At 67.2% G+C, this 19,982-nt stretch carries 25 protein-coding genes; 16 read left to right on the top strand and 9 right to left on the bottom strand.

Annotated elements, in window-relative coordinates:
* Positions 1-1,032, bottom strand: a 1,032-nt coding sequence (locus Q0916_RS04855) for a tyrosine-type recombinase/integrase (RefSeq protein ID WP_299235133.1), incomplete at its 3' end; no start/stop codon positions are given.
* Positions 1,022-1,429, bottom strand: a complete 408-nt coding sequence (locus tag Q0916_RS04850; protein WP_299235130.1) for a DUF5805 domain-containing protein — start codon at positions 1,427-1,429, stop codon at positions 1,022-1,024. The genes Q0916_RS04850 and Q0916_RS04855, both read right to left, overlap by 11 nt.
* A 1,110-nt stretch (positions 1,430-2,539) precedes the next feature.
* Between Q0916_RS04850 and Q0916_RS04845 the strand changes: the two genes are divergently transcribed.
* Complete coding sequence (locus Q0916_RS04845) at positions 2,540-2,692, top strand: hypothetical protein (protein ID WP_299235127.1); 153 nt, start codon at positions 2,540-2,542, stop codon at positions 2,690-2,692.
* Positions 2,693-2,719: 27 nt separating this feature from the next.
* On the opposite strand, the gene Q0916_RS04840 is transcribed toward Q0916_RS04845, so the two are convergent.
* Complete coding sequence (locus Q0916_RS04840; RefSeq protein ID WP_299235124.1) at positions 2,720-3,517, bottom strand: lycopene cyclase domain-containing protein; 798 nt, start codon at positions 3,515-3,517, stop codon at positions 2,720-2,722.
* Positions 3,518-3,590: 73 nt separating this feature from the next.
* Positions 3,591-5,015 carry an ATP-binding protein gene (locus Q0916_RS04835; RefSeq protein WP_299235121.1) on the bottom strand — a complete coding sequence of 475 codons (1,425 nt, stop codon included), beginning with the start codon at positions 5,013-5,015 and terminating at the stop codon, positions 3,591-3,593.
* 228 nt (positions 5,016-5,243) lie between these two features.
* Between Q0916_RS04835 and Q0916_RS04830 the strand changes: the two genes are divergently transcribed.
* On the top strand, positions 5,244-5,915 hold the full coding sequence (locus Q0916_RS04830; protein ID WP_299235118.1) for a metallophosphoesterase family protein: 672 nt from the start codon (positions 5,244-5,246) through the stop codon (positions 5,913-5,915).
* A 27-nt stretch (positions 5,916-5,942) separates the two neighbouring features.
* Here Q0916_RS04830 and Q0916_RS04825 read toward each other — a convergent pair whose 3' ends face one another.
* Positions 5,943-7,130: an ABC transporter ATP-binding protein gene (locus Q0916_RS04825; RefSeq protein ID WP_299235115.1), complete on the bottom strand. Its 1,188-nt coding sequence runs from the start codon at positions 7,128-7,130 to the stop codon at positions 5,943-5,945.
* Positions 7,131-7,276: 146 nt separating this feature from the next.
* Here Q0916_RS04825 and Q0916_RS04820 point away from each other — a divergent pair, with 146 nt between their 5' ends.
* Both Q0916_RS04820 and Q0916_RS04815 read left to right on the top strand, forming a co-directional pair.
* Positions 7,277-8,431, top strand: a complete 1,155-nt coding sequence (locus Q0916_RS04820; protein WP_299235112.1) for a thiolase C-terminal domain-containing protein — start codon at positions 7,277-7,279, stop codon at positions 8,429-8,431.
* Positions 8,428-8,790 (top strand): OB-fold domain-containing protein, encoded by a 363-nt coding sequence (locus Q0916_RS04815; RefSeq protein ID WP_299235110.1) that lies wholly within the window; start codon positions 8,428-8,430, stop codon positions 8,788-8,790. Before Q0916_RS04820 ends, Q0916_RS04815 begins: the two co-directional genes overlap by 4 nt.
* 9 nt (positions 8,791-8,799) lie before the next feature.
* Here the strand turns inward: Q0916_RS04815 and Q0916_RS04810 are convergent, their stop codons facing one another.
* Positions 8,800-9,540 carry a DUF7547 family protein gene (locus Q0916_RS04810; RefSeq protein ID WP_299235107.1) on the bottom strand — a complete coding sequence of 247 codons (741 nt, stop codon included), beginning with the start codon at positions 9,538-9,540 and terminating at the stop codon, positions 8,800-8,802.
* Positions 9,541-9,687: 147 nt separating this feature from the next.
* Here Q0916_RS04810 and Q0916_RS04805 point away from each other — a divergent pair, with 147 nt between their 5' ends.
* Positions 9,688-9,852, top strand: a complete 165-nt coding sequence (locus Q0916_RS04805; RefSeq protein WP_299235105.1) for a hypothetical protein — start codon at positions 9,688-9,690, stop codon at positions 9,850-9,852.
* Positions 9,853-9,891: 39 nt separating this feature from the next.
* Here the strand turns inward: Q0916_RS04805 and dpsA are convergent, their stop codons facing one another.
* Both dpsA and Q0916_RS04795 read right to left on the bottom strand, forming a co-directional pair.
* A complete protein-coding gene (gene dpsA / locus Q0916_RS04800) occupies positions 9,892-10,437 on the bottom strand; it encodes a DNA starvation/stationary phase protection protein DpsA (protein ID WP_299235101.1) in 546 nt (181 codons plus the stop codon).
* A 131-nt stretch (positions 10,438-10,568) separates the two neighbouring features.
* Entirely contained in the window at positions 10,569-11,813 is a 1,245-nt protein-coding gene (locus Q0916_RS04795) for an RNA-guided endonuclease InsQ/TnpB family protein (RefSeq protein ID WP_299235098.1), read from the bottom strand.
* Positions 11,814-12,268: 455 nt separating this feature from the next.
* Between Q0916_RS04795 and rpl7ae the strand changes: the two genes are divergently transcribed.
* From rpl7ae to ndk, 4 genes are read left to right on the top strand one after another with little or no spacing between them, the layout of a single operon-like run.
* Positions 12,269-12,631: a 50S ribosomal protein L7Ae gene (rpl7ae, locus tag Q0916_RS04790; RefSeq protein ID WP_299235095.1), complete on the top strand. Its 363-nt coding sequence runs from the start codon at positions 12,269-12,271 to the stop codon at positions 12,629-12,631.
* 10 nt (positions 12,632-12,641) lie between these two features.
* Positions 12,642-12,866: a 30S ribosomal protein S28e gene (locus tag Q0916_RS04785; RefSeq protein ID WP_299235092.1), complete on the top strand. Its 225-nt coding sequence runs from the start codon at positions 12,642-12,644 to the stop codon at positions 12,864-12,866.
* Positions 12,866-13,201, top strand: coding sequence for a 50S ribosomal protein L24e (locus Q0916_RS04780; RefSeq protein ID WP_299235089.1), 336 nt, complete (start codon positions 12,866-12,868; stop codon positions 13,199-13,201). The genes Q0916_RS04785 and Q0916_RS04780 overlap by 1 nt, the downstream gene beginning before the upstream one ends.
* Positions 13,202-13,663 carry a nucleoside-diphosphate kinase gene (gene ndk / locus Q0916_RS04775; RefSeq protein ID WP_299235086.1) on the top strand — a complete coding sequence of 154 codons (462 nt, stop codon included), beginning with the start codon at positions 13,202-13,204 and terminating at the stop codon, positions 13,661-13,663.
* Positions 13,664-13,729: 66 nt separating this feature from the next.
* On the opposite strand, the gene tmcA is transcribed toward ndk, so the two are convergent.
* Complete coding sequence (tmcA, locus tag Q0916_RS04770) at positions 13,730-16,012, bottom strand: tRNA(Met) cytidine acetyltransferase TmcA (RefSeq protein ID WP_299235084.1); 2,283 nt, start codon at positions 16,010-16,012, stop codon at positions 13,730-13,732.
* A 75-nt stretch (positions 16,013-16,087) separates the two neighbouring features.
* Between tmcA and Q0916_RS04765 the strand changes: the two genes are divergently transcribed.
* The 7 genes from Q0916_RS04765 (at position 16,088) to Q0916_RS04735 (ending at position 19,941) form a co-directional block, all read left to right on the top strand.
* Complete coding sequence (locus Q0916_RS04765; protein ID WP_299235082.1) at positions 16,088-17,092, top strand: NADP-dependent oxidoreductase; 1,005 nt, start codon at positions 16,088-16,090, stop codon at positions 17,090-17,092.
* A gap of 78 nt (positions 17,093-17,170) precedes the next feature.
* Positions 17,171-17,353 (top strand): HVO_2753 family zinc finger protein, encoded by a 183-nt coding sequence (locus tag Q0916_RS04760; protein WP_299235079.1) that lies wholly within the window; start codon positions 17,171-17,173, stop codon positions 17,351-17,353.
* Positions 17,354-17,620, top strand: a complete 267-nt coding sequence (locus Q0916_RS04755; RefSeq protein WP_299235076.1) for an elongation factor 1-beta — start codon at positions 17,354-17,356, stop codon at positions 17,618-17,620.
* A 76-nt stretch (positions 17,621-17,696) separates the two neighbouring features.
* Complete coding sequence (locus Q0916_RS04750; protein ID WP_299235073.1) at positions 17,697-17,987, top strand: 50S ribosomal protein L21e; 291 nt, start codon at positions 17,697-17,699, stop codon at positions 17,985-17,987.
* Positions 17,984-18,340 carry an RNA polymerase Rpb4 family protein gene (locus Q0916_RS04745; RefSeq protein ID WP_299235070.1) on the top strand — a complete coding sequence of 119 codons (357 nt, stop codon included), beginning with the start codon at positions 17,984-17,986 and terminating at the stop codon, positions 18,338-18,340. Before Q0916_RS04750 ends, Q0916_RS04745 begins: the two co-directional genes overlap by 4 nt.
* 50 nt (positions 18,341-18,390) lie before the next feature.
* Complete coding sequence (locus Q0916_RS04740; protein ID WP_299235067.1) at positions 18,391-18,966, top strand: DUF655 domain-containing protein; 576 nt, start codon at positions 18,391-18,393, stop codon at positions 18,964-18,966.
* A 147-nt stretch (positions 18,967-19,113) separates the two neighbouring features.
* Positions 19,114-19,941 carry a 16S ribosomal RNA methyltransferase A gene (locus Q0916_RS04735; RefSeq protein WP_299235063.1) on the top strand — a complete coding sequence of 276 codons (828 nt, stop codon included), beginning with the start codon at positions 19,114-19,116 and terminating at the stop codon, positions 19,939-19,941.
* Positions 19,942-19,982: the final 41 nt, after the last annotated feature.

The raw sequence follows: 19,982 nt of genomic DNA, 5'->3' as shown, positions 1-19,982 counted from the left end.
CAGTCGGTACACGTTCTCCTCGTAGACGGCCCGGACCCGGTCACCCCAGTTGTGCGTGTAGGTGTCGATGACATCGCTCGCGACGTCCCCCCGGAGGTACTTGACGACCCCTCGGTCGCCGGTGCGGTCCCTGAGATGGGTCGTAAAGAAGTGCCTGAAGTAGTGCGGCGTCACGTTCTCCTCGGCGCTTCCGCCCGTCCGGTACCAGCCGCGTTCGCTCGCGCGCGAGGTGACGATGTTACGGACCATCGAGGGGGTCATGCGGCGCCCCCACTCGTCCGTCGAGACGAAAAACGGCTCGGCCGCCGACGTCGCGTCCGGACGGATCGCCAGCCAGCGCTTCAGGACCCGTTTCAGCTCCGCGTCGATCGGGATGATCGTCGATCGCTTCCGCTTGTTCGACGCCGAGCGCGTTTCGCCGTTGTACTCCGCCCCTCTGGCGGGCTCGCTCGGGACGTACACCGAGTCCGGCCGACCGTCCAGTGCGGCCCGGTTCGGCGTCTCGTACGCCGCCCGAACCTCCGGATCGTCGAGGTAGACGTCCCGGAGATCGAGGTTACAGCACTCGCCGACCCGGATCCCCGTCTTGAGAAGCGTACAGACGAGCGCCCGCTGGAGGGGATGTTCCACGTCGCGGACGAACGCCCGCATCGATCCGAGCGGTATCTCCCGCCGCGTGGGATCGGTCTGGATCGACTCGTCCATCTCCTCGGTGACGAGGGCCATCGGGTTCGACTCGAACGCGCCGACCTGGGTCATGTAGGTGTAGAACCGATGGACGTAGGCCGCGTACGACGCAACGGTGCTGTCGGCGTGGTCCTCCCGGAGGGCGTATACCCACATCATGCACGTCCGGCGGTCGGCCCCCGCGAGGGCGACGCCGCGATCCTCGAGAAACGATCTAAACGACCGCAACACGCGCTCGTAGGCGTCCCGGGTTCGTTCGGTCCGCCCGTGAAATGTCATCTCCTCGAGGAAGTACGCGACCGGATCGTCCGAGGCCGCGGTGTCGCTGCCCGCCTCAGTGCTCATCCTCGATCACCGTGTACCCGCCGTGTCGGCCGCTGTATCTGATCCGGTCTTCGGCCTGCAGTTCCTCGAGTGCGCCTTCGAGTCGCTCCTCGATGTCGTCGGTCACGCCCGCCAGGAGCGTATCCCACCCGGCGAACTCCGTCGTCCGAAGAACGTCGAGGACACGGTGTTTCAGTCCGTCGACCCCTGCAGTTTCGTCCTCGAAACCGGGTTCGACGGGGTTTGTCTGTTCGCCGTCCTCGGAGGAGAGCTCGAACCCTCGACGGCCCGCCTGAACCATCGATCGGACGTACTCGGCCTGGCTCATGTCCATCTCTTCGGCCTCGCGACGCCACCGCTCCCGCTGGTCCGCCGGCACGTACGTCTGAACGGAGACGCGTTGGTCACCACTCGCCATATGCGGCGTTCGGACGGCACTCACATTAATCTACGTCAGACATCGCGATAAAAGCCCTTATCGGCTAGTCTACAGCACCGAACGGCGGGTGATAGAATGTTTATCCATATTTCTAATGTATTAAAACAGTCGGTACATTAGAAATACGTATACACTACGGCGCGCCGGCCGGAACGACGAGACCTGACGCGCCAACCGTTTCTCGGCTCGCCGGCGATCTCCGTCTGATCACCAATGAACGCACAGGAGCCGACGCGGGGCCGATCGGGTGAATCAGCAAACGCCTGTAGCAACTCCGGGAGGTAGCCCCAGGCCGCGTCAATCCCGCCCTGTCCGGTCGCCCGAGAGTGCCCGCGAGTACGGTTGGGAAGCGAACCCAGTTGCCAGCACACCGTTGGTCTCCGGATCACGTCTTGAGGAGGCTATCCAAGGGACGGATCTCTACCGCGCAGAGAGAACGTGCCGGTCATATCGCGAGGGATCGTACTGGCCTGACTTTTCACTATCGGTAAATGAACGTGCACTCTCTCGCAGAATATCTACTCCGGAGAAAAAACCCCGCGAGCGGAGCCGCAGGGGACATCAACCGCACGAGCGCGCTGTTAGCTGAGCCATCCGGGCCGTCCGATCTCCGATCGTACTACTGTCGTACCGTATCGCTCGAAGCCGTCCTAACGGACAGTTCGAACGCCCGTTGCAGCAGCCGCCCGGCGCTACGCTCGGACTCTACGAGATTCCAGAGACAGGGGCCGTGGCCGTCACCGGCTGATAGTAACGAGCGCGTCGCGCCTTACGGATCCCCGAACACAGTTCCGACGCCCACAGAGGCTTGACTGTTCGTGCGCCGAGGCGCTTGACCGCCGCATCGAAGGACACCCCACGGTTGAACCGACCGGACGTCCCTGCCAGGCGTTACCGTACTCGGTTCGGGCTCGATCGTTCCCGTTGTGTCTCGATTGCATAAACCGTATGTTACGATATAAAATGCCGGACCAGATCCAGCCACGCGTCCGAGGCGTATGAGACACGCCCGGCCGTTCCGCGAAGCGTCGAACACCCGGAACACGTTCGGGAGAACGCTCACCGGTGGGCTCCAGAAGTATCCTCCGTATGTGTTCACACGAGCGCAGAAGCCTCGGCGGGGAACGCTTCGAGTTGACGGCGGGCGACGTCGCGCGTTTCAGGGGCGACCAAGAGATCGCCCCGGTCGCGTCCGAGGCCAGCGCTGCTTTGATCGTGTTGGCACCGACGGCCACAGAGTAGCGGCGACCGGTGGAAAACAGGCGGTCCTCAGCCGCCGTCGGGCTCTTTCGCCCCGAGTCCGCGCATGATCGAGGCGGGCATGTACCGTTCGAGGGCCCGCGTTTGATCGTTGTAATCGAGCGCCCACTCAAAGAGGACCAGCCCCGTGACGGTCATCGTCGCCGCCGAGGCGAAAAACAGCATCTCCTCGATCGGCAGCCCGAACACCGCGATGCCGGTCGTGTAGCGCTCGGAGATGACCCACGTCCCCATCCCGATGGCGAGGCGGTCGGCCACCCAGAGGTACGCCGACGGCACGAGCGTCGCTTCGATCCAGACCCGCGGCGTCCGGATCAGATACCCCCCGCCGACCGACCACTGGATCGCAACGACCGGGCCGACCCACGCGATGAGGCTCCCGAGGTACAGAAACCGATCGCCCAGGGTCACGAGATAGAGCCCCGCGGCGAGCATCCCGACGCCGACCGCCGCTCCCGCGATTCGGGGGATCCTGCTGAAGTCGCCGTCGCGGTATGTCGGATCGAAGCCCCTGACGTGGAGATACAGCCCGACGAGCACCGTCTTGAAGACGAAAAAGAGGTACTCGCCGAGCGGCACCGAGAGCCTGCGGTACGACACCGCGCCCTCCCCGTACCACCACGCGCCGCGTTGGATCATGTAGCTCCCCCACGGCGTCGTGTAGGCGAAGGCGATCGTGACCAGGATGGTGATCCCAACGGCGCTTCGACGCCGCCGGACCGACCCGTAGTGGGGGGCGATGTACAGCAGCAAAGCGAGAGCCGGAAGCAGAAAGACCGCGTGAAACTGGAGGTAACTCAGTTGCATCGATCCCTACGCGTAAGGCTCAGGCTCGATATATAGGCGTTTCCAATGAGGCGGCCGGCTCCGCCGCGGCCACTCAGGCGCGCTCCGTCGACACCGCTCTTTCGGGGGCGGCAAACGGGTCCTCCGCGGTGACGAACCCGAAGCGTACGCCGCCGTCGTCGCTCTCGGAGACGGTCACGTCCCACCCGTGGGCGTCGGCGATCCGCTTTACGATGGTGAGGCCGAACCCGGTGCCGTCCTCCTCGGACGTGACGCCCGGCTCGAAGACGTCGTCGCGGTCCTCGGGGGCGATTCCGGGGCCGTCGTCGCTCACGTAGAACCCGCCGTCGTCGAGTTCCCCAACGGTCACAGTCACCGGCGAGGCGCCGTGTTCGACGCTGTTGCGCAGCAGGTTCTCGACGAGCCGCCGGAGCCGAGACCGCTCGGCCTCGACGGTGACGTCCTCGTCGAGCGCCAGTCTGATCGCGTCCTCGGCACAACAGAACGGCTCCCAGCAGTCCTCGACGAGGGGCGCGAGCCGCACCGGTTCGGTCTCGGCGACCGTCTCGCCCTCCCTCGCGAGCGTCAGGAGCTCGTCGATCATCTCCTCCATCCGGTCGTGTTCGGCCGCGAGCTGCTCGAAGTGCGCCGCGTCGCCGGTGGACTCGGCGAGCGACGCCGCCGTCTTCGCGTTGTTGATCGGCGCGCGCAGGTCGTGCGAGACGATCGAGACGAACTCCTCGAGTCGCTCGTTCTGTCGGATGAGCTCCTCGCGCGTCTGTTTCTGGGCAGAGATGTCCCGGAGGATACCGACTGAGCCCCGGAACTCCTCGCCGAACGGCAGCGCGGCCATGTGGTCGTGACACGGGACGATCTCGCCGTCTTTCGTCCGTATGTCGACGCGGAACTGCTGGGTGTTCGGTCCTGTCTCCGAGACGATCCCCGCGAGCATCTCGTCTGCCCGCTCGGTGCCCGACTCGGACTTTATGAGCCCCGGGCCGCTGCCGATCACCTCCTCGCGTTCGTACCCGGTCAGCTCCAAAAAGGCGCCGTTGACGTACTCGAACTCGGCGTTCTCGTTGACGACGTAGATCGGGTACCCGAGCGCGCGAAGCACCGTCGAGTACCGCTCGGACTCGATCCGCGCGCGGTGTTCGGTCGCGGCGTGTTCGATGCGGTTCGCGAGCCGGCGGTGCTGGTCGGGGCCGCCCTTCTGGAAGTAGCCGGTGACGCCGGCGTTGATCGCTTCGGCGGCGATCTCCTCGCTGCCCTTGCCGGTGTACAGAATAAACGGGAGGTCGGGGTACTCCTCGCGGACGCGCTTGAGTAACTCGAGGCCGTTGTGTCCCGGCATGTCGTAGTCCGAGACGACGCAGTGGTAGGTGTTCTCCTCGAGCGCCTCCAGTCCGGCCTCCGGCCCGGTCGCCGTGTCGATGTCGGTGGCGGGAACCTCCGACTCGAGGAACGCTTTCGTGAGGTCCAGAAAGCCGGAATTGTCATCGATATGAAGTACCTTCACCGGCGCAGACGATGCTTCTTGTGGATGGTCAATAGACATGTGAATACGTGTGAAAAGGGCTGCAGAAACAAAAATGCTCGGTCGGTTACGCGCCGCGTAATCCGGCCGGCGCTCCGAGCCCCGATATTCATGATGGAAAAAATACATTTCCAGCGGGGCGAAGAGACGGGCGTTTCGCCGCCGATCGGACGGCCACAGACTGACGTGTATCGCCCGACAAAGAGGCGTATGAAGATCGGCATCGTCTCGGACGTCCACGCGAACCTTCCGGCGCTCGAGGCCGTCCTCGAGGATCTGCCACCGGTCGATCGGGTCGTCTGTGCGGGCGACGTCGTTGGCTACAACCCGTGGCCGGCCGCCTGCGTCGAGCGGATCCGGTCGGTCGCGGCGGTGACGGTTCAGGGCAACCACGACCGGACCCTCGACGACACCCGGCAGTACGCGCACAACGAGATGGCACACGCCGGACTCGAACACGCGGTCGCGGAGCTCTCGGAGGAACAACGCGAGTGGCTCCGAACCCGCCCCGAGCGGACGGACATCGCCGGGGGCGCCTACCGGATGGTTCACAGCCACCCGGACCCCGGCCGGCGCGACGCCTACGTGTACCCCGAGTCGTTCCCCGATCTCGAGCCGTATCTTGAGGGGTACGACGGGCTCGTGCTCGGGCACACCCACGTCCAACACGAACAGCGGGTCGACGGCCGGACGGTGCTCAACCCCGGCAGCGTCGGTCAGCCCCGCGACGGCGATCCGCGGGCCGCCTACGCCGTATTAAACACCGAAACGGGCGCGGTGTCGCTCCGTCGGACCGCCTACGACGTTGAGCGAGTGTGCGAGCGGATCGAAGCCGAGGGGCTGCCCTCCGACACCGCCGCGCGGCTCTCTCAGGGGCGGTGACCGGCAAGCGCCGGGGGATAAAAAAACTCACCGCTCGCGTTCGGTCGCGTCCCGCCCCGCCGTTCGTCCGTCCCGCGGGAACCACGCGAGGTCGTGCTCGGCGACGATGGTCGCAAAGACGGGGTCGTCGAGGGACACCTTATCGGCGTGGTTGTGCGTGCAGCCGACGACGTCCCCGGAGTCGGTCTCGACGCGGTACAGCACCGTCGGGCCGAGGTACCGCCGGTGGACGACCTCGCCGTTGGCCGCCTCGCCGCCGGCGGGGCGGGCCTCGACGTCGTCCGGGCGGACCATGAGATCGACCTCGCTCCCGGTGTAGGCGTCGGTGAGACCGTGGATCCGATCGAGGGGCACGCACCCGATGTCGGTCTCGACGCAGTCGTCTCTGACCTCGCCGGCGACGAAGGAGGCGTGGCCCAGGAAGCCGGCGACGAACTTCGATTCCGGCCGCTGAAAGACCTCCTCGGGCGTGTTGATCTGCTCGATGGTGCCGTCGTTCATCACCGCGACGCGGTCGGAGATCGACATCGCCTCCTCCTGGTCGTGGGTCACAGAGACGGCGGTGACGCCGGTCTCTTTCAGTATCTCCCGGACCTCCTCGCGCATCTCCACGCGGAGGTCGACGTCCAGGTTCGAGAACGGCTCGTCGAGCAACAACAGCCGCGGTTCGGGGGCCAGAGACCGCGCCAGGGCGACGCGCTGCTGTTGGCCGCCCGAGAGCTCGTCCGGCGCCTTGTCGCCGTGGTCCGCGAGGCCGACGAGTTCGAGCAGCTCCTCGACCCGTTCTCGGCGCTCGGCGTCGGGCCACTCGTCGATCCCGAAGGCGATGTTCTCGCGCGCCGAGAGGTGCGGAAACAGCGCGAACTCCTGGAAGACGACGCCGACATCGCGCTGTTCTGCGGGCACGAACCCGTCGCCGGTAACGGCCTGCCCACCGAGTCGCACGGTGCCCTCGTCGGGGCGTTCGAGCCCGGCGATGAGACGCAGCGTCGTCGTCTTGCCGCACCCCGAGGGGCCGAGAAGCGTCAGCAGTTCGCCGTCGCGCACGGTCAACGAGAGGCCGCCGATCACGGGCGTTCCGTCGTAGGACTTCCGGATCCCGTCGAGTTCGAGGACCGCCTCCGGGCGCGAGCGCTCGCGATCGGACGCCTCGGGCCGCTCGGCCGCCTCGGAGGTCTCCTCGGCCGATCGCGGCGCTCGGAGCTCACTCGACATCGCGATCGCCTCCGCGGTCGTCGGCGGACGGAGTGTCGTTCATTGCCCGTCCATTGTTTAGGCAAACCAAAAACCCTTCCGTTCGCCGCGGCGGCCGCAAGCGACAGGGCGGAACGTTTAGGCCGGTCGGGTCTGATGTGGCCGCTATGTCAGATGTGGCAGTAATCGGCGCGTCGATGACCCAGTTCGGCGAGCGCGAGGAGTGGATCCTCGGGTTGCTCGCCGAGGCCGGGATGGCCTGTCTCGACGACGCCGGCGTCGAGTCCGACCGGATCGATCACCTCTACGTCTCGAACATGGCCAGCGGCGAGTTCGAGGGTCAGACCGGCGTCCCGAACGCGCTCGCACACGATCTGTCGGCGATGCCGGCGTACACCCAACGCGTCGATCAGACCTCCTCCTCGGGCGGGGCCGGGATCTACGCGGCCTGGCAGTCGGTCGCCAGCGGGGCCTCCGAGATGACCCTCCTCGTCGGCGGCGAGAAGATGACACACCGCACGACCGGCGAGGCGACCGACGTCATCGCCTCGCTGACCCACCCCGTCGAGTACAAACAGGGGGTGACGCTGCCGTCGTTCGCGGGCCTCGCCGCCAGGCTGTACTTAGAGGAGTACGGCGCGCCCCGCGAGAGCCTCGCGAAGGTCGCCGTCAAGAACCACGCCAACGGCGTCGACAACCCCCACGCGCAGTTCCGAAAGGAGATCGACGTCGAGACGGCGATGGAGGCGCCGATGGTCGCCGACCCGCTCCGCCTGTACGACTTCTGCCCGATCACCGACGGCTCGGCGGCGCTGTTGTTCTGCCCCGAGGAGGTCGCCTCGGAGTACACCGACGAGTACGCCGTCGTCTCCGGGGTCGCGGGCGCGACGGACACCCACGTCGTCCACGAGCGGACCGACCCGACCACGATGGGCGGCGTCGTCGAGTCCGGTCGGCAGGCCTACGAGATGGCCGGCATCGGCCCCGAAGACGTCGATGTCGCCGAGCTCCACGACATGTTCACGATCCTCGAGTTCCTCCAGATGGAGGCGCTGGGGTTCGCCCCCGAGGGGGAGGCCTGGAAGGAGATGGATCGGGGCACGACGGCCATCGACGGCGAGCGGCCGATCAACACCTCCGGCGGGCTGAAATCGAAGGGCCACCCGCTCGGGGCGTCGGGGGTCGCACAGGGCTATGAGATCTACAAGCAGGTGACCGGCGACGCCGGGGATCGGCAGGTCGACGCCGACGTCGGGGTGGCGTGTAACGTCGGCGGGTTCGGGAACTGCGTTACGACGGCCATCATGGAGGGTCGCCGATGACGATGGACGCTTACCGCTACGACGACGGATCGATCACGTACCCCGGACACCCGATCGGCCCGGATGGGAGCGAGCCCGTCGGGACGGTCGATCTGAGCGAGTACACGGCCGAGGTGGTGACGTGGACGACGTCGCACGCGACGCCGCCGGGGGTCCGCGAGCCGAACCACCTGGCGATCGTCGAGTTCGACGTCGAGGGGACGGCCGTCCGAGCGCTCTGTCAGCTCACGACCGGCGACGTCGAGACCGGCGACGAGGTCCGCCCGGTCGAGTGCGACGAGCTGCGGGAGCCGGGCGCCGGGATCCGAGAGCCCGAGAGCCAATCGTGGGACGGCTACCGGTTCGAGCCGATCGAGTAGGCGGACGGCTCAGGCGCCGTCGCTTTGATCGCCCTGGCGGTTCGATACGCCTCCGTCTTCGCTTTCGTTTTCGTCGTCCACCCCGGCTTCGCCCGCGTGTCCGTCGTCGACGCGTCGCTTGATCGACGCTAACTCCTCGTCGACGTCGATGCCGACGCGCTCTTCGCTCGTCTCCGGGTCCGTCCCGTCGGGCTCGGTATCGCTTCCTGCCTCGGGGCGGTCGCTACCGGTCTCGGAGGGGGGCTCCGAGACGGCCCGCTCCAGCCGCCGGTCGACCTCCGCCCGGAGGTCGCGAGCCTCGCCGAGCAGTTCCTGGACCTGCGGGTCGGCGGGGTCGCCCGCGGCGGCGGACTGCAACTCGGCCAGCGCGTCGTCGAGGCGCGCAAGCGTCTCCCGGCTGGCCTCGGCGATCCGATCGCGGCCCGCCCGCCCGACGGCGTCGAGAGAGCCCCGCGCCGCGTCCTTTCCGGAGCGCCCCGCGACCGCGTCGATCGGCCGGCCGTCGGCGACGCGGAGCGCGGCGGCGAGCAACTCGAGCGCCCGAATGCTCGCCTCCAACAGCGCGATGAGCGTGGGGATGGTGTACTGCTCCGTGAACCGGAGCAGCTCCGAGGGCGTCGGCGGGCGCGGGAGGCCGAGCGGGCCCTCGGGGGGCGCTCGGAGCTCCGCTCTGAGGTCCTCGAGCGTCTCGGTGAGCTCAGCCGTCGCGTCCTCGAGATCACGACGCCGCTCGTGGTCACGGTCGTCCATACGGCGTCTGGGGCGCGGATACGCAAAACAGTACGCCCCGTCGCAGCCGCTCGCCTCCGGATTCGAGCGCTCGGTGCCGTCGGGTGGGCGCGGCATCGTTTAGGCCGACCAAAACCCTTTAGACGGTCGGACGCAGAGAGGAGGGCAATGGGAGTTTCCACCGAACGAGACGAGGCGACGCGGGAGGGAGAGAACGAACCCCCGGTCGGGCTTCGAGCGCACGCGACGTCACCGGAGCGGACGGTGTTCACCGAACCGGGCAACAACGACGGGTGGATCTCGACCGATCTGACCGTCGACGTCCAGCGGTAAAAGACGGTACGCGGCGTCTATCGCCCTCTGACGACGCTTCTAGTTGACGGCCGATTCGACGACCAGCGAGTCGTCCTCGAGGTAGTGCTCGAGGTGGTGTGCGTGCTCTTCGACCGTTTCGAGGTTGTCCCGGAGGATCTCCTCGGTGGCGTAGTCGCCGAGGGTGTCCGCGAGCTCGATGTGGTCGCGCATCGACTCGATGATGACGCCGAACGCCTCGAGGTCGTTCTCGAGGGACGTTCGGATCCCGTATACGTCCTCGCCTTCCGGTTCGATGGGCGCGTGCGCCTCGTAGGTAGCACCGCCGGACAGCGGGACGCCGCCGATTGCCTGGGCGCGCTCCGCCAGTTCGTCGGCGCCCTCCTCGAGGTCTTCGGCGACCTCGCCGAGGTACTCGTGGACTCCGAGGAACTCCGCGCCCTCGACGTTCCAGTGGTGCTTTTTGATCTGGTGGTACAGGACGTACGCCGCGGCGAGGTCGGTGTTCAGCGCGTCGACCAGCTGTTCGGCCTTCTCGGGTTCGATCCCGAGGGCGGTCTCTTCGACGCTTCCGGCCTGACGGCGGACTGTCTCTTGGGTGCTCATGTACACTAACGTAGGGCTCGAACGCTCTTAAAGCTTTCCACTCGAATAAGATTATATCGTATTTTGAAAAATAATGTTTTCACTCATTAGCCCCGGGGCGCACGGACGCGACAGCGTAAGCTACCCCACGGCTAAAGCCGTGGGCTTTCAGCGTGGACTCCCGCTCTGGCCGAATCTTCGGCAGGAGGTTCATACTCTCCATTCGCGTTCACCATCCCGCTGTTTAAGCACACGCCTACGGGTGCGCCTCCACCAGAGCCAGTCTGGTTCCGGCGGAGATACCGCAAACCAATATTCTTCGCGGCGTTGTAGTCAGCGTGGTTCTCGTAGCCACACTTCAAGCACTCGAAGGATTCGCTCTCACGGTTGTCCGGGTGCGTGAACCCGCACTCAGAGCAACGCCGTGACGTGTTCTCAGGGTCTACCTGCTCAACCGTGATACCGTACTCGGCGGCCTTGTATTCGACGTACTCGTACAGGCGGTTGAACGCCCACTTGTGCCCCCACGACGCACCAGTGCGTTCCCGAATATCGGTCAAGTCCTCGAACGCTATCACCGAACACCCGTGGTCAAGAGCTTCAGCCACTAACTCGTTCGAGATACGGTGAAGCGTTATCTTGAACCGGCCTTCCTCTTTCCGACCGACCGATTGGATGTTCTCATGCGCCCACCGCGTACCGTGTTCCTGCAAGTCACCACGCCGGTTTTCGTATTCGCGCCGCCAGTGGTCGAACTCGTCGCCAGTCCAGAACGTACCAGTGCTAGCAACGGCCAGATTGTTCACGCCGAGGTCAACCCCGAGAACCGTTCCGTTCTCGGTGGCATCTTGTTTCGACGTGTCGGACTCCACATCCAGTTTGCAGTGGATGTGAAGCATCCAGTTGCCGTTGCTGTAATGCAGTTCTGCCCCAGTCGTCTCGTATTCATCCGAGAAGAAGTAGTCTGCGTGGGGCGTGTCTCGTTCGCTGTCGGGTAGCACGTAGTCGGTTTCAATGCGCCCGTCAACTGTTGCCAGCGACACGTACTCGTCGTGGAAGGTGGCGGTACGGTGGTCGTAGACGAGATGGGGACTGGTGAAGTGCGGCATCGACGCCTTCTTGCCCTGCTTCCACTTTTCGACCACGCTCTTGCAGGCTTCGGCGGCTTTGTTTCGGGCGGCTTGGACGTGGTTGCTGTGCAATGCCGTCTCGTCGCGCACGTCCTCGTAGGTGCCGTCGTGGAGCGTGGTCTTGCTCGTGGTAACGTATTCGCCCTCAAAGGCGTGGTGTGTGACGTAGTCCGCGGCCCACAGAAACTCGTCTACGGTGTCTTCGAGGAGTGCGGCGTCGTCGCTTTCCACGGCGAGTTTCACTGGGACAGTGCGCCGCTTCTCCATATATCATATGTATACTTGGTAATTCAACAGTACTGGGGAGTCGGCCTTGTCGTGGCTGGTGATTGGATGCACGGAGCTTACGCGCTTCCTCCCACCCGTGAACGGGTGGGTTTCCGCGCTGTATCCGCTATGAGAAGCGATCGCGCACCACGCCCGCGTACCCCCACGACCACCCGTAGTGCCACCGACCCGTCGTTTTCCCCGCCGTTTGGAGCCCGCTTCCGTGTCACGGTCGGGTGGCGCCGGACCGTGCCGCGGCGTGTCACGGCCGACGCAGTTCATAAGCGCTTTTATGCGGTGGTGCAGTACGGTGGGGTACAGCCTACGCGGGGTTGTGATGCTCCTAGCCGGACAGGACCCAGACGCACTCTCGGAGTGCGAGAACCCGGGGCGTTCGAGCGCCCGGATTCGACGGCGGGGGAGCGCGAGCCCGCGCGTGGGAGGAGCCAAGTCAAATGTCAGTATACGTAGATTTCGACGTGCCGGCCGACCTCGAGGACGACGCCATCGAGGCCCTCGAGGTCGCCCGGGACACAGGATCGGTAAAGAAGGGAACGAACGAGACGACCAAAGCCGTCGAGCGCGGCAACGCCGAACTCGTCTTCATCGCCGAAGACGTCAGCCCCGAGGAGGTCGTCATGCACCTCCCGGAGATCGCGGCCGAAAAGGAGACGGCCTACGTCTTCGTCGGCACGCAGGACGACATCGGCCACGCCGCCGGGTTGCAGGTCGGCAGCGCCGCCGCGGCGATCGTCGACCCGGGCGACGCGAGCGATGCGGTCGAGGACATCGCCGAGAAGGTCGAGGAACTCCGGTAGGTGAGAGAGGATGAGCACTGAAAACGACGGGGGCGGCGCGACGCCCGCCGAAGTGATCGAAGTCGTCGGCAAGACCGGCATGCACGGCGAGGCCATGCAGGTCAAGTGCCGGATCAAGGAGGGCGAAAACCAAGGGCGGATCATCGCCCGGAACGTCCTCGGTCCGGTCCGCGTCGGCGACGTGTTACAGCTCCGCGAGACGGCTCGCGAGGCGGACTCCATCGGAGGCCAATAATGGTTCAGAAACGCACCTGCGACTACAGCGGACAGGAGATCGAGCCGGGGACCGGGACGATGTACGTCAAGACCGACGGCACCGTGCTCTGGTTCGCCGACGCGAAGTGCGAGAAGAACTACTTCATGGGTCGGGAGGCGCGAGACCTCGAGTGGATCGGCTACGAGGAGGACGAGGGCAAGACCGAGAGCGTCGAAGACGCCGAGTCCGATCCGGAGGCGACAGACCCCGACGAGGACGGCGACGGGGACGAAGCAGAGAGCGAAACCGAAGGCGAAAACGAGACCCAGGACGAAGGCGAGGACGGCGAGGACGGCGAGGAGGTCGAGGCCTGAATGGCGGACGCCGAGCGCACGTTCGTCATGGTCAAGCCCGACGGCGTCCAGCGCGGGCTCGTCGGCGAGATCGTCTCGCGCTTCGAGGAGCGCGGGCTGAAACTCGTCGCGGGGAAGTTCATGCGGATCGACGACGACCTCGCTCGCGAGCACTACGCCGAACACGTCGACAAGCCCTTCTTCGACGACCTCTCGTCGTTCATCACCTCCGGACCGGTCTTCGCTATGGTCTGGGAGGGCAACGACGCGATCGCACAGGTCCGTCGGATGATGGGCGAAACCGACCCGGCCGAGTCCGCCCCCGGGACGATCCGGGGCGATTTCGGCTTGGATCTCGGCCGGAACGTGATCCACGGCTCCGACACCGAGGAGGGCTCGGCCGAGCGGGAGATCGGCCTCTTTTTCGACGCCGAGGAGCTCCAGGAGTACGACCGGATCGACGAGACCTGGCTGTACGAGTAGCCGAACGCCCCGTCCCGTTTTTTCGCGTCGTCCGGCGACACACAACGTTCCGCGTCGCCGCCGGCCCTACGTCGGGTCGCGGTACCGCTCGAGTTCCTCGCGTGCGACCGCCGCGCCGTACGTCTCGACGATCGGGCCGAACACGTCGCCGAGAGCCCGCATACAGGCCCGCTCTGAGGGAAACCCGAGCGCGTTGGCGGTCTCGTCCCACGCCCGGCCCTGCAGAACTTTCGTCGTCAGGAGCCGTTCCGTCTCGTCGTCTGCCCACCCGTCGAGAAGCGTCGCGAACGCGAGCCGCCGGAAGGCGGCCGGGGCGGTCCCGTACTGCCCCGGTCCGTCGACGGCGCTTGCGACCAGCCGCCACTCGAAATCGGACAGCGAAACGGTCACCGAGCCCGCCGTCGCCCCGATCACGGCGCGGACGACGTCCGGGTCGACCGCCGACAGCGGCCCGCCGAGAGCGCCCGGAAGCCGCCGTCGGAACCACTCGCTGTGCCTGTCGGCGAGGTCGCGGCCGGCCGGCGACAGCGGATCGAGCATGACGACGGAGTGCTCGCCGCTCGCCTCGTTTCGCGTCGCCGAGAGGTGGACGCTCCGGTAGCCGTTTTCCCGCCAGAAGCGACACAGCGGCGGCGTCACACCGTAGCTCGTCGCGAGGTAATCGACCGTTCCGAGCCGCCCCGGCCGTCCGTCCCCGCCGGGGCGGAACTCGTCTCTGATCTCGGCGAGGAGCCTCGATCCGAGCCCCGACGAGCGGGCCGCGCGGTGGGTTGCGATGCGCATCACGCGGAGCCCGGTCGGGGCGGCCGCCTCGGGGTCTCTGAGCTGGCTCGTCAGCAGGTCCGGAACGAGGTTGCCCTCGATGCGGTCGCCCTCGTAGGCGACGCGCCGCGTCCGTTCGTCGAGACCGCCCTCGCGGCCGAGGAGGGCGACCGACGCGACGTGGCCCCCGACTGTGAGCGCCCGGACCGCGACGTTCGGCGCGTCGAGGAGCCTCGCGAGGTCGTTCGGTTCCGTCCGGTAGTGGGCGGCGACGAGCAGCCCGAACGCCTCGGCGAGTTTCGGCTCGTTCGCCGCGAGCTCCTCACGATCGAGCCGCTCGTAGACCGTTTCGGCCGGCGAGACGCCGTCGACGAGCGGCGGCGCCGCGGGCGTCGCCCCGAGCAACAGCGCGTGAAACAGCCACACTTCGATCGGGTCGGCGGGCGCGTGCCGGATCGGCTCCGACAGCGTCACCGTCGTGACCGTCCGGGCGGTCTCGAGGCGGTCCCGGAACCGCACGTCGAAGCCCCGTCCGGTCCCCTCGTACCCCCGGACCGTCGTCATGAAACACGCCGCCGGGGCGACCGAGAGCAGCGCTTCGAGCCGCCGGACCGGCAGCGTCGCCGCCTCGTCGACGAGGAGAATATCGGCCCCGTCCTCGATCGCCCGTTGTGGCGTTTGGAACCGCACCGCCCCGCCGGCGTCCGTCCGCAGGGCGGACCCGCGCGCTTCTTTTCGCGTTTCGGACAGCGCCCCGAGCGTCTCGAGCGTCTCGCTCGCCCGCGAGAACACCTCCGCCGCGTTCCGGAAGGCCGGAGCCGTGACGAGGACATCCGCACCCCCCGCCGCAAGCGCCGCGGCCGCGAGCCCGCCGGCGCTCGATTTCCCGCGACCGCGATCGGACCGCAACACGACGGCGCGCCCGGAGTCTGCGAGCGTCTCGCAGGCCCGGACCGCGTCCCGCTGGTCGGCCGTCCGGCAGGCCGCATACACCGCGGCCGGAAACGCCGCCGTTTCGGGGCGCGTCCAGGTATCGGCGCGTCGCCGGGGAGCGGGGTCCGTCGTGCCGTCGGCTACGATCCGGCCCGCGTCGACGTCGATGATAGCGATCCCGGTGTGAGAGCGAAGCGTCCGCACCAACCGCCGCTTGAACCGGGTCCCGACGGAGTCGGCCGAAAAGGGCGGGGCGGCCAACAGCCGTTCGAGGGGGCCGTCGGCCTCGGGCCACTCCGAAAGCGGCGGCGCGAGCAGCACGCAGAGACCGCCGCCCCCGACCGTCCCGACGGCTCGCCCGAGTGCGTTCGGGATCGGCGCGGCGTGACCGTCGAAGACGACGCACTCGTGAGTCGTTCCGAGCAGCGCCGCGGTCCCGGAGGGATCGATGCGCTCGCCGACGATCCGGTCTTCGGAGACCGAGACGACCGGGCCCGCTGGGTCCACCGCATCGAGTGCCGCCCGCGCGGCGTCGACACCGGCGGCCCGATCGCCGCTGAGGACGACGAGGCGGCGCTCGTCGGTCGCGGTCGCCTCCGCCCGCAGGGCTCGGACCGTCGAGCGGACGGGGTCGGTGCGGCGATCGGCGTCCATGCGCCGGGTTCGGCCCGAAACGGCAAGGCCTCGTCGGTCCGACGAAGCTTTGTTCCGCCGGCGTGGCGCGTGTGCATGGCGACGAACCGTCAGTGGCTGTTGTCGAGCCGACCGACCGGCGAACCGACGGTGGACGACTTCGAGTCGATCGAGGCCGACGTGCCGACGCCCGGTCCGAGGGAGGTCCTCGTCGAGACCGAGTACCTCTCGGTCGACCCCTACATGCGCGGTCGGATGCGCGACGCCGAATCGTACGCCGAACCGTGGGACGTCGGCGACCCGATGCGGGCCGCCGTCGTCGGCTCGGTCGTCGAGTCGAACCATCCGTCGTTCGAGGCGGGCGACAGCGTCGTCGGCGACCTGCTGTGGGCGGAGTACGCCGTCGCCGACGGGGCGGACCTCCGGCGTGTCGACCCCGACCGGGGGCCGGTCTCGACCGCCGTCGGCGTGCTCGGGATGCCCGGCGTGACGGCGTACTTCGGGATGACGGACGTCGTCGAGCCGACGGCCGGCGACACGGTCGTCGTGAGCGGGGCCGCGGGCGCGGTCGGGAGCGTCGCGGGCCAGATCGCGGCCCTTTCGGGCTGTCGGGTCGTCGGGATCGCCGGCACGGACGAGAAGACGGCCTGGCTCGAGTCGATCGGCTTCGACGCCGCCGTCAACTACGAGACCGAGGACGTGCCCTCGGCGCTCGGGGATCACTGTCCCGACGGCGTCGACGCGTACTTCGACAACGTCGGCGGCCCGATAACGGACGCGGTCTGGTCGCTTCTGAACGTCCGGGCGACCGTCGCCGTCTGCGGGCAGATCTCGACGTACAACGCGACGGAGACGCCGACCGGTCCCCGGAAGCTGATGCGGCTCATTCAGAGTCGCGCCCGCGTCGAGGGCTTTCTCGTCAGGGACTACGAGGGCCGGTGGGACGAGGCGCTCGATCGGCTCTCGGCGTGGGTCGACCGCGGCGACGTCGCGTACAGAGAGACCGTCGTCGAGGGCTTCGAACGCGCGCCGGAAGCGTTTCTCGGGCTGTTCGAGGGGGCGAACGTCGGCAAGCAACTCGTCCGCGTCGGGGGCTCTTGAGCCGGCCGCACTCGCCGCCCGGTCCGGATCGCAGGGCGGTTGACAAGCGTTAAATGTCGCGCCGACCCACCGTCTCGTATGAGTAGCCAGTCAGACGAACGCAGGGAGCACACGTGCATCTCCTGTGGGATCAACATCTCCGGGACGTCCGCCGCGAAGTTCGACTGCCCGGAGTGCGGCGCCTTGATCTACCGCTGTTCGAAGTGTCGCAAACAGAGCAACCTCTACGAGTGCCCCGATTGTGGGTTCATGGGTCCATAGATGGGGAAAGTCGCAGCGAAGATGAAGGTCATGCCGCAGAGCCCCGAGATCGATCTGGACGACCTCCAAGAGCGCCTCGAGAACACGCTCCCGGAGGGCGCGAAGATCAGCCGCGTCGACCGCGAGGACGTCGCCTTCGGTCTGATCGCGCTGTATCCGACGGTTCTCATCCCCGACGAGGCGGGCGGCACCGACGCCGTCGAGGACGCCTTCGCCGACGTTGACGGCGTCGAGAGCGTCTCCGTCGACGAGGTCGGCCGGATATAACCGGGCGTTCGCCGTCGGGTCCGGCGCCGCCGGAACGCACGTTTTATGTGTCGGACCCCTATACTCGGTTATAACAATGCCTAGCTCGAACGGACCGCGGGAGGGAACCCGCAACAAGCTGAAAAACGACGCCAGAGACAGCGGCACGTCGCCGCCGAGACGATCCGTCCAGCAGTTCGACGACGGACAGAAGGTCCACCTCAGGATCGACCCCTCTGTCCCGAAGGGCCAGTTCCACCCGCGGTTCAACGGCCGGACCGGCACGGTCGTCGGCAAGCAGGGCCGCGCGTTCAAAGTCGAAATCGAGGACGGAAGCGTCAGCAAGACGCTGATCGCCGCGCCCGCACACCTCCGCCAGCAGGCATGACGATATTCAAGGAGGTGCTCGGCGAGGAGTACGTCACCACGCCGGAGGCGAAGGAGCTCCTCGCCGACATCGAGGCCGAGCGCGCCCTCGACGAGGACCGCGAGATGCGCTACGAGCTGGCCAGAGCCATCGAGCACGCGAACCGCTTTTCGACCCTCGAGGCGGCGGAGTCCCGCGAGCTGGTCGAGAGCCTGCTCGAACTCGAGAAGGTCGACGAACCGACCGCCTACAAGATCGCCGACGTCCTCCCCGAGGACAGAGACGAGCTCCGGACGCTGTTCGCACAGGGCCGCTACACCCTCTCGGGCGACGAGCTCGACGACGTGCTCGACGTCGTCGCGAAGTACGCCTGAGGGCGGCCCGCGGCCCCTACTTTAAGTAGCGTCTGCGCGTACACGCCGGTATGAGCGACGACGGAACCGACGACGCGCCGCGAACGGCGGTTGTGCTCGATTTTCTCCCGCGGGGGAGCCCGAACGACGACCGGCCGCAGTACGAGCGCTCGCCGGTCGCGTTCGCGCTCGGGGAGACGGACTTCCGGCTCGTCGAGGCGGCACTGACCGACGACGCCGGGATCAACATCGGCGACCGGATCGAGATCGAGCCGCCCGGCGAGAGCGTCAAAACGCTCCGTGACGTCCGGTACGAGGACCTCTCGAGTACGGCCGAGTCCGAACTCGAGTACGCGATCGAGGCGATAATCGACGCCGACGAGAGCAGATTCGTCGATTTCTACACCGAGGCCCAGCCGATCACGACGCGGCTGCACGTCCTGAACCTGCTGCCGGGGATCGGAAAGAAGCTCAGGAACAACGTGCTCGACGCCAGAAAGCGCGAGCCCTTCGAGAGCTTCGAGGACATCGAAGCGCGGGTATCGGGGCTCCACAACCCGCGTGAGATCCTCGTCGAGCGGATCACCGAGGAGCTCCGCAAGGAGGACCTCAAGTACCGGATCTTCGCCCGTCGCGACGAGGACTGACCCGCCCCGCTGCCGCCCGTCTCGGCGGAGTACAGTTCGACGCGCCCGAGGTCGCGTCGGGTCTGTCGGCGTGGGACATCCCGAAAAGCCGGCCGAAGCCCGGCCGAAAGCGCGAACGATATACGACGCCGTTCCTACAGTACGCGTATGCGCGACCCCGACGCGCTCCTCGCCCGCGCCGACGCCCGCGGCGACCCCGAGCGCGATCAGCACTTCCTCGTCGACGACCGGGTGCTCGATCGGCTGCCCGGGTACCTCCCCGCCGAAGCCGACGTCGAACACGTCTTGGAGATCGGCGGCGGCACCGGTGCGCTGACGGACCGACTGCTCGAGGCCGCCGAGAGTGTCACGGTCGTCGAGCGGGATCCGGAACTCGCGGCGTTTCTACGGGAGGAGTTCTCGGCGGCCGTCGCGGCGGGCGACCTGACGGTGATCGAGGGCGACGCCCTCGAGGTCGGGCTGCCGGCGTTCGACGCGTCCGTCTCGAACCTGCCGTACGGCGTCTCCTCGCAGATCGCTTTCCGGCTGTTGCCCGCCGGGCGGCCGCTCGTGTTGATGTTTCAGGCGGAGTTCGCAGCCCGGATGGCGGCCGCCCCCAAGAGTGACCAGTACGGCCGCCTCTCGGTGACCGCAGGCCACTACGCCGACGTCGAGATCGTCGAACCGGTGCCGAGAGAGGCGTTTTCGCCCCCGCCGGCCGTCGAGAGCGCGGTCGTGCGCGCGACCCCAAGAGAGCCGGCCTACGAGGTGCCGGACGACGAGCTGTTCATGTCGATCGTCCGGGCGGTGTTCACCCAGCGGCGGAAGACCCTGCGGAACGCGATCCGGAACACGACGCACATCTCGGGCATCGATCGCCCCGGCGCCGTCGTCGAGGCGGCCGGCGAAGAACTGATGAGTGCGCGGGCGGGGAACGTGTCCCCGGACGCGTTCGCGCGTCTCGCCCGCCTCACAGCGGAGGTCGGGACCGAATGAGGCGGCGTCGGCGTCCCGGGTCCGCGTGCGTGTTCGCACGC

The organism is Natronomonas sp. (genome assembly GCF_028274965.1).
Taxonomy (GTDB): Archaea; Halobacteriota; Halobacteria; order Halobacteriales; family Haloarculaceae; genus Natronomonas.
The sequence above is the reverse complement of the archived record's forward strand: the minus strand, read 5'-3'. Positions and strand labels throughout refer to the sequence as shown.